This window comes from Oribacterium sp. FC2011 (genome assembly GCF_000701645.1).
Lineage (GTDB): Bacteria > Bacillota > Clostridia > Lachnospirales > Lachnospiraceae > Oribacterium.
In genome coordinates, this window is the sequence record NZ_JNJM01000003.1 from 160,043 (window position 1) to 175,047 (window position 15,005).

A 15,005-nucleotide genomic window follows, 5' to 3' on the forward strand; every position below is an offset into this window, starting at 1 on the left:
AATATCTGTGAAATGTGTTAAAAAAATAATTTTTAATTTGGTTAATTTTTTGGTTGATAAATCCATAACGATAAGTAAACGGTTCAGTGTCATGAATTTATAAAAAATCGACACTGAACCGTTCCTTTTTGTTAACTATATATTATTGTTGCTGTCTTTTTATTTTCTTTAAAAAGTGCTTGTTTTCATACATCCGTTTATCAGCTCTTTCAAAGACTTCTTCAACGGTTGCTTCGTAATGATACTTTGCCATTCCACAGGCTATGGTAAGTCCTCCGGTTTTGAGAGCTTCTTCATTGTATTTTGCAATGATACCGGTGAGATCATCACTTCTTTCGTAGTCCTCGTCCTGGGATATAACAACAAATTCGTCACCGCCTATTCTGTAAACAGGACTTCGTTTAAAGGTTCTGCATATTATCTCACAGGCATCACAGATGCACTTATCTCCCGCTTCATGACCTTCGGTGTCATTGATGACCTTTAAGTCATTAACATCAAGGACAACGATGGCAAATTCAGGCTGACGGTGCTCCTTGATTCTCAGATCCATGAGATTCTCTCTTGTCTCATAAGCATTTCTGTTTTTAATGCCTGTCAATGCATCAATCTCGGCCATGTTCTGGACAAGAGCCAGCTTTTCGGTATACTCACGCTTGATCTTCATGGCATCCGTAACATCCTGACAAAGTCCCAGCAGACACTCTCTTCCCGTATTATCAGTGAATTTGAGCTTGGTGGTCTGGAACTGACGGGGATTTCCGGCTGCATCAGGCACATCTTCGAAGAAAATGTGTGGTTTACTCATGGAAAGAGCTTTTTTGTCATCCTCAACAAAATGACGTGCGGTGATTTCATCAAAAATCTCATAATCCGTTAATCCTACGACACCCTCAGGAGTTTCCTTATGAGCATAGTCGGCGAATGCCTGATTGCAGGCAAGGTATTTTCCTGTATCCACATCCTTAGAGAAGGTCATAGCAGGCATATTGGTCAGAAGATCCGATACGGATTTTTTGAGTTCAGTAATCTTTTGGATTACATCTGCCTCTTCTTTAAGACGCATATTTTCTTTCCGGAGCTTTTCATATTCTCCGGATAATCTTTGAAGTTCTTTGTTGTGTTCTTCGTCAAGGAATCCGCCACGCTGGTCTGTTGAAGATAATACGGCAACCATTACAGCTGAAACCTTTGTCACGGGATTCACCGCCACTCTCCAGGCCATGATCTGAATGATCTTTCCATCCTTTGTCATGTCATCAAGGATGATTCTCTTTCCATCCTTTGCACATTGTAAAACTGCATTAAGGGAAAGCTCTCCGTTTTTACCCTTAAAATCAGATAAATCAAACTCATATTTATTGGCGAAATCCGGGAATAGTTCGTCGGTATAGGCTTTAAAAGTAGTATTGTATTTTATGATCTTTATGTGACCATCCTTGCATTCAGTCATGACCATGGGCCAGGTATCAAAATAACTGGTACCTCCGTGAATGTCACTTGCTGAAATGGAAAGATTATAAAGATTTACTTTACCAAGCTGGGTATAATAATCCTCTTCCCTGGGGTTTTCAAAGCCTATCTGTATTCCTTTTCTGTTTCTTTCAATGATTTCTTCCGGAGGTACCGGCTTGCAGAAATAGTATCCCTGAAGCATATCGCAGCCGATGTCCTTAAGGAATTCAGCCTGTTTTTTTGTTTCGATTCCTTCGGCGATTGTGTCCATTCCAAGTGCCATTGCCATTCTGACGATCTCGGTCAGTATGATCTTTGCCCTTTCACCTTCTTCGAGCTGTCTTACAAATTGCATATCGATCTTTATCAGGTCAAAGGAGACCTTCTGAAGAATCATAGGAGATGAATAACCGCTGCCGTAATCATCCATCCAGACCTTAAAACCCAGTTCATTAAAACGGTTGATTTTATCGATCATGTATTCAATGTCATCGCCTACGATACTTTCTGTAATCTCTATAACAAGTCTGTCTCTTGGAATTCCGGCCTCATCTACACGTTTTCTTACCTCTTCAACGATATCACAGGTATAAAAATCGGATCTGGACAGGTTGACTGATTGAGGAACAATATAAAGACCATGATTTGCCTGATCTTTCATTTTTTTTAAAACAGAATCTACAACATACAGATCAAGCTTAAATATGGTGTTGGATTCTTCAAGAGCAGGTATAAATTCTGCAGGACTAAGGAAGCCCTTTACAGGATCTATCCATCTGGACAGGGCTTCCTCATGACATACCCTGCCATTGGCGGTTCTGATGATGGGCTGATAGTAGACCTTGATCCAGCCTTCTTTTATTGCCTTGTCAAGATTCTCTACCACGTATTGACGATTCTCAATAGTCGTCATCATTTTTTGGTCAAAAACATACAGCTTTGAAGTAAAGGTATTTTTGCCGGAATCACACGCCACCTTTGCCCTGTCGCAGGCACCGCTTATGCTTATATTCTCATCCTCATAAACATACATACCTATACGGAGATGTAGCTTTTTTTCGATATCAATTCCGGCATTGTTGGAGGTGAGCTGTTTTGCTGCAGAAAGACCTTTTTCCAGATCTGTGAAGATACAGAAGTGGTCTGAGCTGAATCTGCTGCAGTTTTCATGGGTAAAAATACCGATCAGTCTATCGGCATATGACTTAAGAACTTTGTCCCCCTCTTCCATTCCATAGTTTTGGTTATATACCTTCATTCCATTAAAATCGGTAAAGAGAATGACAGGAGTTTTTCCACTTTCACGTATCCTCTTGCAGCCTTCATCCGCAAGTTCAAAGAAATAGGTCATGGCAGGAAGACCCGTCAGATAGTCATGACTGGTCTGGACGTTAATGCTTCTTTCTGCCAGCTGATTTTTGAAAAGATTCATCAGGCTGTCTTTTTCTTTTTTACCGTCTTCAACATAGGCACCCTGATCCGTATACCAGACAAAAGCCAGACGGACCCCGTCTTCTTTAAAAATGTGTCTGCCATAGGAATGGATGATCCGGTATTCCCCATGCTTTTTGGATCTGTAGACCACGTCATAGGCACCGCCTTCAGTTGCGAAGCGATAGGCAGCATCCCCTAAAGAAGCCATGTCATCAGGATGTGTGTCACGGTACATGTTGTTATCCATGAGAGCATAAACATCTTCTTTTTTCATGTCCTCAAATCCGAACAGGTCAATGAAGCCTTGGGAAAGAATTATGGTGATAACTCTTTTATTTATAAATTGATAAACTGCGAAGGGAACCGGACTGTTCTCCATCAGTTTAAGTTCTTCGTCACAGTATCTGTACTTTTCCAATTGAAACCCCTCCTGAAAACATTTTAAAGATGTTTTCCTGTAATATCGGTTATTATATAATCGATTTTTTGACATCAAGCGTTTTTCTGCTGATGTGTGCGAATCCTAATCGTTGTAATTAAAATCAGATCCATCTCGGTACCGGGTAAAGCGTATCCATCATATCGAAGAAAGCTGCCTTTTCTTTTTCTATAGTTGGCTTTCTTATATCTCCCGGTATGGTTGGGTCTGTTACAAGCTCAAAAATCTGATTCATTTTCGTGTAGCCGCCAAGGACTCTGTTTACCTCCGGGATATCATCACTATGTACCTCCCCCAGGTATGAATGAAGAATCGTATTCCACAGAGGCTTTAAGACCTCTTCTCCGAGACCCATCATAGATTTTGTCCAACCTGCTTTGGCTCCTGTGACATAAACCTGATACATTCCCATAAGATCCCAGACAGGATGTCCGGTTCCTGAATCATCAACATCTATAAGGATGAACTCATCATCCATCAGCATGATGTTAACGGGATTAAGATTCTGATGGATAAAGGTATTTCTATGAGGAATAGTGCGGAGGAGTTCATGTACTCTCTCTGCTTCCTCTTCTGTGTAAACGCCTATCTCCTCAAGATATTTCAAGTTCCTTAGATACGGCGCCCTGGCATCCGGAAGAACTCCTGTTTCAAACTCGGTTGAATGAAGTTTCTTTATAAAGCCTGCAACGAGTTTACCGTACTTTTCTGTTTCTTCGGGGTGAGATGAAAGAATACTTGCCAAAGAACCTCCTGACATCATTTCAAAAACGAGACCGTAATGGGACCCCACTTTAACCATGTCGAAAGGTATTGCCGTAGGAATTCCTCCTGTAAAAATCTTTTTGGCAAGTTCCCTGTCCTTTTCTATCTTCTCCCGGGTATATTTATCCCCTTTATAAACTTTAACTATGGTTTCCGAATCAAGACGGTAAACTTCACAGTTTGGAGCACCGCCGATTTTTTCGCAGTCCTCTATGGAAACTTTCCTAAGGACTTTTTTTACATTAAACAGATCTGTAAAACCTGTTGTTTCGAAAATATCATATACATCACGGCTGACTTCCGTTATGGTGATCGGTTTTCCCAGCTGCTTTCTCACCTTCATGAGAACACGCAGACCTGCACTGGAAATGTATTCGAGCTTTTCTGCATCAAAAAGGATTTCCTGTCCGGGCTTTAGTTCATTGACTATGGCTAATATTTCTGCCTCAACGTTTGCGGCATTATCCGTATTGATCTTTCCCTCAAGGTAAACAGTGGTTTTCTTGTTATCAGTGTCTGTTCTCATGCTGCATCTCCTTTGTATTGATACTTGTAACTGAGGTTTGAAAGAAAAACTTCGGTTAAAACTATCATTCCCAGGGCATTACATACCATTACACATGAATTTCGTCAAAAAAATAAGCGGATATAAGGAAATTTCATCCTAATTTGTGTTGAAATCGTAAAAAAAATAGAGGCTGTCGTATCACGAACGACGCCTCTTAAAAATGATATTTTTCGGTTTCCAGCCTATCATTGCCTTTCTGCCCTCAGGAGTTACGGGTTTTATCCATTTGCCTTTAAACAGGTGAATCTGCATCAGTATATATCGTATGGGTTCATCTATATAACAGAAAGCAAAAACCAACAGAGTGTTAGTTTTCAGCACCATGCCGCTTATCCATACCAGAGGAAGAACCATTATCCACATGAAAGCTATCTCCATGATGGTACCATAGGAGGCATCTCCCGCTGCCCTGAAGGTGTCATTCTGTGTCCAGTTTCCCATTCGGATGAAGGCTGCCACTGCGTAGATGCAGAGGAAACCAAAGGCTATGTCAAAGCTGGCACCACGCATTCCCATGAGAGTAAGGATGGGAGTATGAAGTGCTATAAGTCCGAGAACAACCAGGCCTATGACACTCTGGCATAGATAAACAAGCCTCCAGGCTCTTGAGTATGCGAGGTCGATATTACCGGTTCCGACTTCCTTTCCAACAAGTACGGAAGCTGCATTGGAAAAGCCGGCAAAGAATCCGATGACAAGTCCTTCAAAAGTTCTGAACACTGCAACTGCCGCGATGGCTTCTTCCGGCTGTCGCCCCAGAATTACATTTATCACCATATTTCCAAGTCCTATGAGGACTTCGTTCATGATTATGGGCAGACATTTTTGGAAATACGATGCCGCAAAAGGCATGTTCCACCGAAAGTGTTTGTTAATAGCCAATAGGTAAGGATGTTTGTTTTTTAATGCCAGTAGTATGGTGAAAAGCACACTTACAATCTGCGCCGTTAATGTTGCCAGCGCGGCACCCCGGACCCCCATTGGCTTGAAACCGAAATGCCCAAAGATAAGAACCCAGTTAAAAAATATATTGGTTATTACTGCGGCGATTGCTCCATAAAGAGGTATCCTTACTCTTTCTGTACATCTGAGCATCGCTGCCATGGCCATGGAAAACACCATAAAGGGGTAAGAGAAACCAACAATCCTGAGATAAGAGATACCTATTTCTTTGATAGATTCCTTATCCGTGTACAGGCTCATGACCTTATCCGGAAAACAGGTAGCGAGTATGCAGAATGTTAATGCTACAGTCATCATACAGCTTAGGGTAAGTCCGTAGGAAAGGTTTATTCCATCATCATCTTTTGCTCCCCAGAACTGGGATATGAACAGCATTCCTCCACCAACAAATCCCCAGTAGCTGCTGAACATCAGTGATGAAAACTGTGCGCACAATCCCACCGCCCCGACCTCGGTTTGACCTAAGGAAGCGATCATCATGGTATCCACCATAGAACCTGTTGTGGTAAGAAGATTCTGTAAAGCTACCGGAACCGCAATGATAGCCACTTTTTTTAAAAAACTTTTCCAGTTAAATCCGGTGTTTTGCATAGATTCTATTCCAGTCTGTCATCAATCAGCGGAATACGTACGGATTCGCGTCGCATACCCGCGGTTGTCAACCTGCTCGATTGACATAAAGTTCCCGATGGACCCATGTTGATCCTGCGAGAGGAAATACTCTAAAGTATCAGTAGCCATGTTATAGCTCTGTCCATCGTAATATCCATATTGTATGATACAGTCTTTTGTAAAACGAACCGTAGCAGTCATAAAGAAATTCAGAGAATCTTCGGAATAATCAAAGATTACTTCCACGGGAATCTCGTAATAGCTTCCCTTATCAAGTGACGAAATTTCTTCTCTCTTAGCCGTATATTCTCCATATCCAAGGGTGTAATAGTATCTCATAAACGGACTGATACATCCCAAAGATTCCGGATATCCGTATTCATCTAATGATCCATAGTTTACATCGAACATACGCAAGTCATTATAACCATTTTGTTTTTCGAATTCATAATCAAAATATCCCTGACAATCAAAATATTCCAGATAGTATTCTGGCTCAGATGCTGCCTTTTTTATGGTATATGGACAATCCGGCATGTCGATAGTCCAGACAGGAGTGGTTCCGCCATATGATGAATAGAATGTCCTGGCAACCCCATCCGCATCTACATAGATTTGGCCGTAATCATTTCCAATAGAGGCATCCACATATTTATCAGTTAACAGATACCCGTTTTTATCAAAGGCATAAGCTTCTGCCACCCGGTCCATATTGGCATCCAGCCAGTACCACGCGTCGCTCAGGTAATTTCCATCGGTAGTCCTGAAGCGCCATCTCCCATTCTCCTGCAGCCATTTTCCCGCAGCATACTCCGTTTTTGGAGGTTCTGTCTGTTCTACCTGTGTTGTCTCTGTGATTTCTGTAGTATTCTGCAAAATCTCATTTCCGGTAGTTTCTGCAGTATTCTGATAACTTTCATTCTCCGCATCTTCAGACTCTTTCATCTCTTTAAGGATGATTTTCCCTTCCTCAAGGCGCTTTTCTATCTTTCCGTCCTCATCTGCTTCTTCCGCCCCGGCCTTCCGGGCCTTTTCCAGAATCTTCACTGCCTTTTCATAGTTGTCCTGACGGGTATAGATTTCAGCCAGTTTGAGGTATGGCTCCGGATTCTTCGGGTCAATCTCTATGGCCTTTTCAAAGGCCAGAATTGCCTGTTCATAATTTTCTTCCAGAAGATACTTTTCTCCCAGTACTAACTGTTTCTTGATGGATTCTCCGGGACTGCTCTGCCATATCAGCATCGCACTGCCAATGACAGCAGCGGCCAGGAAGACCGCAGCCAGGCCTATTATCAGCGGCAGGCGGTTTTTTCCGTGGACCGGCCTGATATTTGCCGGACCTAAATCCGCATGAGGCATGTCATTTGCTGAACCCGGTTCGGCGGCAAATTCCTGTGACGGATTATCCTCCTGAGGAACCTGAGCATAGTTTGGTACCGGCTCCGTATCCGGCATTTTTGCCCCGCACTTTGCGCAGAACCTTGCTTCATCGCTTATTTCATTTCCACAATTTGGACAAAACATATACATCCTCTCAATTTACAGCAATAAACTTCTGAAGCCACCTTATCTATTATGTCCCCAAGAGCCTTTTTGAAATCTATTTCTGTCTATCATTATGTGAGTATTTCTGATGGTAGTACTTTTTTAATCTTGGACAAGATTTTATCGGATTTATAAATCTCATTTAGTGTCGATTTGCCATATTTATAAACAGTATTAAGGCTGTTTTGTATGAGATAGTCAGTGTAGTATTCTTCCCAACTCATATATTTGATACTGTCTGCATAATCATAGGTTTCATCAAGTATCGGTTTAGGGACATTAAGGATACCTGCCTTTAAAAGAACATATTCAAATGATTCCGGTGCATATACAATGCATTTTTGCTTGGAAACGAAAAGGTATCTCATTACCTTTCCGATATCTGAACCATAAGCAGCTCCGTCAACAATGACAAGAGATGTAGAGTTATTGTATTCTCGAATGCAATTGTACACATTACTTTTTCCATTTGCAGATATACACTTCTCCCCGTATATGGTTTTGTAGCACTCATAACCTGAATTTGAATCTTCAGCTATAACTACCTGTGGGTTCAGACTATCGTTATAAGTATCGAGATTGTATAGCTTATATAGTTCATTGTAGACTCTTTTATATGTCTTATATTTTGATGAATCTGAAACATTTTTCAAACCATATATTTCATCAATACTATAGGGCAGTTGAGGCAAGTCATCTCTTGTGACAATTACAAAATAGTTGTCAGAACCTTTTACCATCTCCGCAAAGCGTTTGCTTTTTATAAATGATGCAGTTTCATCAATAAAGATAATGCATTGTTTTAATGTTGATAATCTGAGTTCCCAGTCTACATTTGTAAGAACAGTGTTCCTTTTCTCACATTTTATGGTTATTCCGGAGGAGGTTCCGTTGGACTCATAGTCACTTATGAGTCTAATAAGCTCTGTTTTTCCGCTTGCGCTATCCCCTTGTAGAATGGTTATGTTTCTCTTGATCGTAAGGAAATAGTGAACCCTGTTGTTGTAAATTTCGATATCGTACTTTCCTACCATGATGAACTTCCTATAAGAGTTGATTATCCAAAACCGTTTCTGCAAGCTCAAGACTGTTATGAACGGTTTTGCCAAGGTTAGCTATTTCTATGTTAAAATCATCATTTCCAAAATCCATTAAATAGCCAAGTCTTATCGTCAGCTCCTTTTTCTTCGCAATTTCTAAAATCCATTTTGCACAGTTATCTCCGCATGCTGAAGCGTTAAATATGTGTTCTGAGTCATTATTCATAAGAATAAGTGTTTTAACGCCGCCGGAAAGTCGTTCAACCGGTATGGAACCTAAGAATGGACTATCTATAACCCTTGGACCTATAACCGTAGATTTATCAATATCCTTTATCATCTGAACAGAAAAAGGATCTGTTATCCACTCATCTTCATAGCTGTTGTTAAAATATGAATCGGGATTAAAAATATAATTATCGTTTTCAATATCTCCATAGTAAATTTTAAGCATAAATAATCATCTCTCCTTCCCTCTCCATATATTCAAGTGTCAGCGTAAAAAAATCAATACCTTTGTGTTATTTTTTGGTATTTATATCATACGGTATGGGTTACATACAATCTTTACCTTTGTCATTTATAATTCCTCCAGTATAAATATACTTCATAAGTATAGCTATTATGTCCATGGTGTAAGAACCGGGTTTTAACGCAAAAACCCTTACTTAATCTTTATCGACATAAATTATGATTTAATCAAGATATATCTCAAATATAAATACTTATTTTTTGCGCCTGTTTTGTCGAAAAATAAGGTATATAGTGTACGCCAAAAGGTATTGTGGTTATGCCCATCTCTTCATGGGCCATGATAGTCCGGGCGTAAACCCGGGAAATGTTGTTCAGGAAAGGAGTTAATAATGAGACATTTTTTAAGAAGAAAGATTGCTGCAGCTCTTACTGCTGCTATGCTTTTCAGTGTGGCACCGGTTAATCAGTCACTTATTTCTTTTGCGGCTGCAAGCACAAAGAAAACAAACTCTAAGTCAACTAAATCCGAAAAGAAAGAGCTGTCTTTGGGATCAGTCAAGAAGAATGTTTATGAGAATGACTATTTCGGTCTCAAGCTTGCTGTCCCTGATGGATTCATCTTCGGAGATGCAGCGGCAGTTGCTGAAATAGATGGATCTACAGAAAAATTTATAAAAGATAAGGATGCTGTTATCAAGAGTATTAAAGAGGGTAATCCTGTTACCATTGCCTATGCTGAAAATGAAGACACTTTAGATAACATTTGTGTCACAATATCTCTTTCCGATGGTGAAACAGACATCAAGAAAATGTTTGAAGACAGTATTCCTGATATAAAGGATTCCCTTAAAGAAGCAGGTATTAAAACCAAGGATGTATCTGTAGTAAAGAAAAAGGTTTCGGGAAAAGATACATATCTTCTTTCCGCACATGGATTGTTAGATGATGAATATGATATTTATCAAAAGGAGTATATGGGTATCCAGGATGATTATTATATCTGTATAGCATTTACAAGCTTCGTGACAGATGATACCGATGATATGATCAAGCTCATTGAACTGAAGTAAGAAAAAGGAGTTCAGGATTTTCCTGAACTCCTAATTTATTGGTTATTATTTGTGCTGACCCCGGTGTGAAAATATGTTTCATTACTATTTGTGCCGCTGAATCAAAAAGGCAAAATAGGAATTCTTATGCAGTCTAATTCTTCATGTATTCAATGAACTCTTCCGGAGGCAGTGGCCTTGAGAAGTAGTATCCCTGCTCATAGTCGCAGCCAAGCTCGGCCATCTTGTTCTTCATCTCTACTGTTTCGATGCCCTCAACAACTATTGCCATATTGGAGCGCTGGAAAAGTTTAATGAGATCCGGCAGGAATTCGGCCTTTCCTGAGAAGAAAGATCTGGTAAATGTCATGTCTATCTTAACAACGTGGATAGGCAGATTCATTAGGCTTGTAAGGTTTGAAGAACCGGTTCCGAAATCGTCAAGAGACAGTTCGGCTCCCATGGTACGAAGTCCTGCGATCTGCATCTGGATCATTTCGTAATCTTCTATCAGGGACTCAGTTATCTCAAAATCAAACATATCCATAGATATGCCGTGTTTTTTTGCTATATCTGAGAGCTCCTGTGAAAGACTGTTGCTCATACACTGGATTGGTGAAAGGTTAACATTGATATATTCGATGCCCAAACCTTTTGTATCAGTGTTTTCAAGGAATATACAAACCTTTTCAAATATCTGTCTTCCTATCTCAATGATGTCTCCGTTCTTTTCTGCTATTGAAATAAAATCAAGGGGTGATATAAAACCGATGGTAGGATCCTTTAATCTGGCTAATGCCTCCGCACCTTGCACCTTTCCGGCTTTTACAGAGTATATGGGCTGGAAGTAAACCTCAAATCTGTTGTTGGCTATGGCATCCTTTACTGCTTTTTCCAGTGATTTCTGCTTTTTAACTTCATCAAGCATACTTTCTGAAAAAACATAGTTTCCACGGTGGTTTTCGGCATAGGCATTAAACCTTGCATATCTTGCCATATCTCCCATGGTGATTTTATTCCTGTCAACTAAATATCCCGGCAGGAATATCGCAGATACCTTCATGGTAACCGGAGTCTCACAGGATTTCTGAAAAGCCGTGTATTTCTCCTTCCAGTCCTTCATGATGGTTTCGGGATCACCGGGCATCTGTCCTCTCATAAGAACGATAAAGGTTCCGTTTCTGGTATAAAAACAATTCAAACCAGTATATGTCTTAACTATCCATGCTGCCATCATTTTAAGGCTCTCATTTACCTGATTGATGCCATAAACTGACTTTGAGGTCTCATAATTGTGAACAGTCATGACTATAAGACTGAAGGAAATATTTCTTTCCCAGTAATCCAGGCCGATCATGTCCAGGGCTTCCTTGTTTAGAAGCTTTGTTCTGCTGTCTCTGTAGAGATCCGGATTTTCTGCAGTCAGGAAAATGATAATGATGGAAAGGATGCTGAAATAACTGGTTACCAGCATATGATAGAACTGTTTTCTAATGATGATACCGAACAGTAACAAGAGATTAAAGGAAAGAAGACCTCCTCTGATCCTTGGCGACAGCTTTTTCCATTGAAACAAAACAATGAATATTGAAAAAATAATGTAGAAATAGGTATCGAAATAAATAATGCCGTATAAAGAACAGTTGTGATAACCATCTTCTGCAATGGTATAGATAGCTGAAGTCCAGGGTGTGGAAAAAATCAGGAATACAGCCACCAATGCCGGTATTGAAGCAAGCAGCTTGTATTGAATATTGTTTTTTAGGAAGTGCGACGTTTCTGCAGTATAGGCAAAGAGTGCCCAGCCTCTGACGATAAACCCGAGGAAATATGCGTGATTGATAGCATACATAACCCACAGCGGGAATTCTGTCCATATCTCATTCATTTCACAGGAAATGATATCGGCAGAGGTCATCACCAGATTGGCAACCATAACAAGCCAGAAGCAAAAGCTCTGGCCTATAGGGAGATTCCTGCGGACTCCATAGAATACAAGAAGTATTATCTGGATAGGAATCGCTGCTATGGCAAAATCGTAGTTAAAGTCGCTGATCCAGTTAAACATTAAACTCTCCTGTTATTTGCACGGTGAAATGTATTGTTTACATTTCTCTCTTGGAAAAAGACGGTAATGCGTGCTGTTATGATGTGTTATTTCTTTAAGAACTTTAATATCCGTTCCGGATAGTCCGGAGCACAGTCATATACTGCATGACCGTATCCATCGTACATGTAAAGCTCACAATCAGAGCTGTTGCTGAGGCTTAATGCTATCAGCTCAGAGGCATTTCCACCCAAAACCTTGTCTGTCTTTGAACCGATAACCAAAGCCGGACAGGTGATTTTTTTGAGATCGGCTGTGATATCAAAGTGCCTTAGGCTTTCGGTGAGTACGATGAAACGTGAAAAATCTTCATCGGTTAATGTCTTCGAAGCCTGGATCAATCCTTCCTTTGAGCCTTCAAAAACGTCTTCGGGATATACCTTTTCACCGAAATTAAGATACAGTTCCTCAGCCCTTCTCTCCTTCGCAAGTTTAATCCAGGTATCGAAGACCTGGAACTCATCATCCCGAACATGGGAGGAGGTGGATCCGAGAACCAGCTTGTCAACCAGTTCCGGGTGTTCAATGGCTATCTCCATGGCGATCATTCCTCCCTGGGATGCACCAAAGATGTTGACATTGGAAAGCCCAAGTTCAGTTATTGCTTCCGCAGTGTCATCTGCCATATCCTTAATGGTATAGGGCATAGTCAGTTCGCCCTTTTTTCTGTCAAATACATAAATCGTAAAATCATCAGTAAGCAGCTTGTATGCATCTGCCATAAGGTCAGCCATAGGCATGACACTCTGGGCACTAAGACCCGGAATCACCACAAGAGTCTCTGCGCCCTGTCCGAATTTACAATAGTCCATTGAGAAATTCTGTGTAGTAACTGTAGCTACATGTGCGAGCATAGGATTATCTCCTTAATATTGATATTTCTAATCTTAAATTTTAGTCGACAGCTTATTTATTAATATAAATGTTCGGATTATTCACAAAGGATTGAACATCCTTAGAAGGTTTTAGCGGTTAATTAATAGCTCAGGCTAAGGCGCATATTGAAAAACTTTTCATGCTGTTTCGCGACTGAAAAACTGTTCAGATATGTCTTACCACCTCGAACCTTTGAAGCTTCACAGGTTCGTCAATGTCTATCCCGCCCTTCTGTCTCGCAATGGAAATCTGCTGTTCCACGGTATCTACTCCGTCAAGATCCGGAAGAAGCAGTCCTCTTCTGTTTCCGCAGCTGACGATAACGCCGTACCTTTTTACGTCGAGATCTTCGGGACCGGAAATGTCTTCGGGATCGCCCAAAATGTCTACATTGATATCAAGGTAAGGAAGCTCATCGGGAGTAATGGGATTAAAACGCGGATCCCTTGTGGAAGCACTGATGGCGTTCCGGATGATTTCCTCAGCAACGGATGGTGCGGTTGGAAGGATGGTTCCGATACATCCTCTGAGTCTCCCGTCCTTATGTATGGAAACAAATGCCCCTGCCCTTCTTTCCAACATTTCAGCCGGAAGATCATGTGGAACCTCCAGTTTCTTTCGGTTCAATATATAGCTCTCAAGAGATGCTCTTGCCAGCCGTACATACTCATCGGATTGCTCTGCTTTAATTTTTAATTCATCTTTTATATGATCCATATGTTTTTTTAAAAAATGTCTGGATTCATCCGGGCCTTCCGGATAAAAAGAAGCTATGCCATAGCCTACACCTGTAACGTCCTGGTGGGAGAAAACCCTGGATTTCACATTCATGCCGTCCCATGCTCCGGCCATGATCACAAAGGAACGGTGTCCGCACTCTGCCGCCCTCTCGCAAAAGTCCTCATTGAAGTCGAACATCTCCTGAAAAGCTGCTCTTTTTGCAACGTCCATGATCCTTTCATCATAAACAGGACCTTCGGAGGCAAAACCGTAGGGACCGTGAGCCTGTAATTTATGGGAAAGGTCACCGCTGGCCACAAACACTACTCGCCGGTCACAGGCATTAACAGCTTTCTGTATGATCTCTCCAAGGTGATAATGTTCAGGCAGGCCGAGTCCGGAGAGACCGATACGCAGGATCTTTCCGGATTTATATTTGTTCCTTATAAACCATAGAGGAACCATGGTCCCGTGATCGAGTAAAGGTTTTTTTTCGCCTAATGTTCCTGCCGGGAAATCCTCGGCTTTAGCCAGACTGCAGATTCTGTCGCGAAGCTCCTCGTCATAGGCTTCCTCAAAAGAAACCTCCGGAGCTCTGAATTGCGAGAAATTTCCTTTGGCACCATGTCCCGGAGAAATATGGAAGTAATCCGAGTACATGATGCTGTGAGGACTTGTGATGATGATAGTTTCGGGTTTTAGTTCAGCTATTTCATCCGCCACTTTCTCATAGGAATCTATAGTCTCTTGAACACTTTTCTCTCCGCCCTGTCCTACAGCCGGAATGATAAGCGGAGGGTGCGGCACCATAAATGAAGCAAGAATTGGCATGGTATTACTCCTTCAATTTAAAAACAGCTCATTTGTATCGTTAATTAAAGAATCTGACATAAATCATGAAGTGTCAATGATTCATGTCAGATTTCGGAAATTTTCAAAGTATTCTTTGATATGTTAC

Annotated in this window: 10 protein-coding genes; 1 reads left to right on the plus strand and 9 read right to left on the minus strand. The window is 41.0% G+C overall.

Annotated features, from left to right (window positions below):
- Positions 1-142: 142 nt before the first annotated feature.
- The 6 genes from T357_RS0103535 to T357_RS0103560 form a co-directional block, all read right to left on the minus strand.
- Positions 143-3,307 (minus strand): EAL domain-containing protein, encoded by a 3,165-nt coding sequence (locus T357_RS0103535; RefSeq protein ID WP_031548706.1) that lies wholly within the window; start codon positions 3,305-3,307, stop codon positions 143-145.
- Between the two features lie 124 nt (positions 3,308-3,431).
- Positions 3,432-4,619 (minus strand): phosphotransferase, encoded by a 1,188-nt coding sequence (locus T357_RS19910; RefSeq protein ID WP_049962243.1) that lies wholly within the window; start codon positions 4,617-4,619, stop codon positions 3,432-3,434.
- Positions 4,620-4,799: 180 nt separating this feature from the next.
- Positions 4,800-6,215 carry an MATE family efflux transporter gene (locus T357_RS0103545; protein ID WP_031548711.1) on the minus strand — a complete coding sequence of 472 codons (1,416 nt, stop codon included), beginning with the start codon at positions 6,213-6,215 and terminating at the stop codon, positions 4,800-4,802.
- 21 nt (positions 6,216-6,236) lie between these two features.
- A complete protein-coding gene (locus tag T357_RS0103550; RefSeq protein ID WP_031548714.1) occupies positions 6,237-7,760 on the minus strand; it encodes a tetratricopeptide repeat protein in 1,524 nt (507 codons plus the stop codon).
- A 92-nt stretch (positions 7,761-7,852) separates the two neighbouring features.
- Complete coding sequence (locus T357_RS21380) at positions 7,853-8,815, minus strand: hypothetical protein (protein WP_031548717.1); 963 nt, start codon at positions 8,813-8,815, stop codon at positions 7,853-7,855.
- 10 nt (positions 8,816-8,825) lie between these two features.
- Positions 8,826-9,275, minus strand: coding sequence for a DUF4869 domain-containing protein (locus T357_RS0103560; RefSeq protein ID WP_031548720.1), 450 nt, complete (start codon positions 9,273-9,275; stop codon positions 8,826-8,828).
- Between the two features lie 409 nt (positions 9,276-9,684).
- On the opposite strand from T357_RS0103560, the gene T357_RS0103565 reads away from it, so the two are divergent.
- Positions 9,685-10,365 carry a hypothetical protein gene (locus T357_RS0103565; protein ID WP_031548723.1) on the plus strand — a complete coding sequence of 227 codons (681 nt, stop codon included), beginning with the start codon at positions 9,685-9,687 and terminating at the stop codon, positions 10,363-10,365.
- A gap of 133 nt (positions 10,366-10,498) precedes the next feature.
- Here T357_RS0103565 and T357_RS19920 read toward each other — a convergent pair whose 3' ends face one another.
- The 3 genes from T357_RS19920 to amrA form a co-directional block, all read right to left on the minus strand.
- On the minus strand, positions 10,499-12,412 hold the full coding sequence (locus T357_RS19920) for an EAL domain-containing protein (protein WP_049962244.1): 1,914 nt from the start codon (positions 12,410-12,412) through the stop codon (positions 10,499-10,501).
- Between the two features lie 86 nt (positions 12,413-12,498).
- On the minus strand, positions 12,499-13,305 hold the full coding sequence (locus T357_RS0103575; RefSeq protein ID WP_031548729.1) for an alpha/beta fold hydrolase: 807 nt from the start codon (positions 13,303-13,305) through the stop codon (positions 12,499-12,501).
- Positions 13,306-13,492: 187 nt separating this feature from the next.
- Positions 13,493-14,878 (minus strand): AmmeMemoRadiSam system protein A, encoded by a 1,386-nt coding sequence (gene amrA, locus T357_RS0103580; RefSeq protein ID WP_031548732.1) that lies wholly within the window; start codon positions 14,876-14,878, stop codon positions 13,493-13,495.
- Positions 14,879-15,005 lie beyond the last annotated feature (127 nt).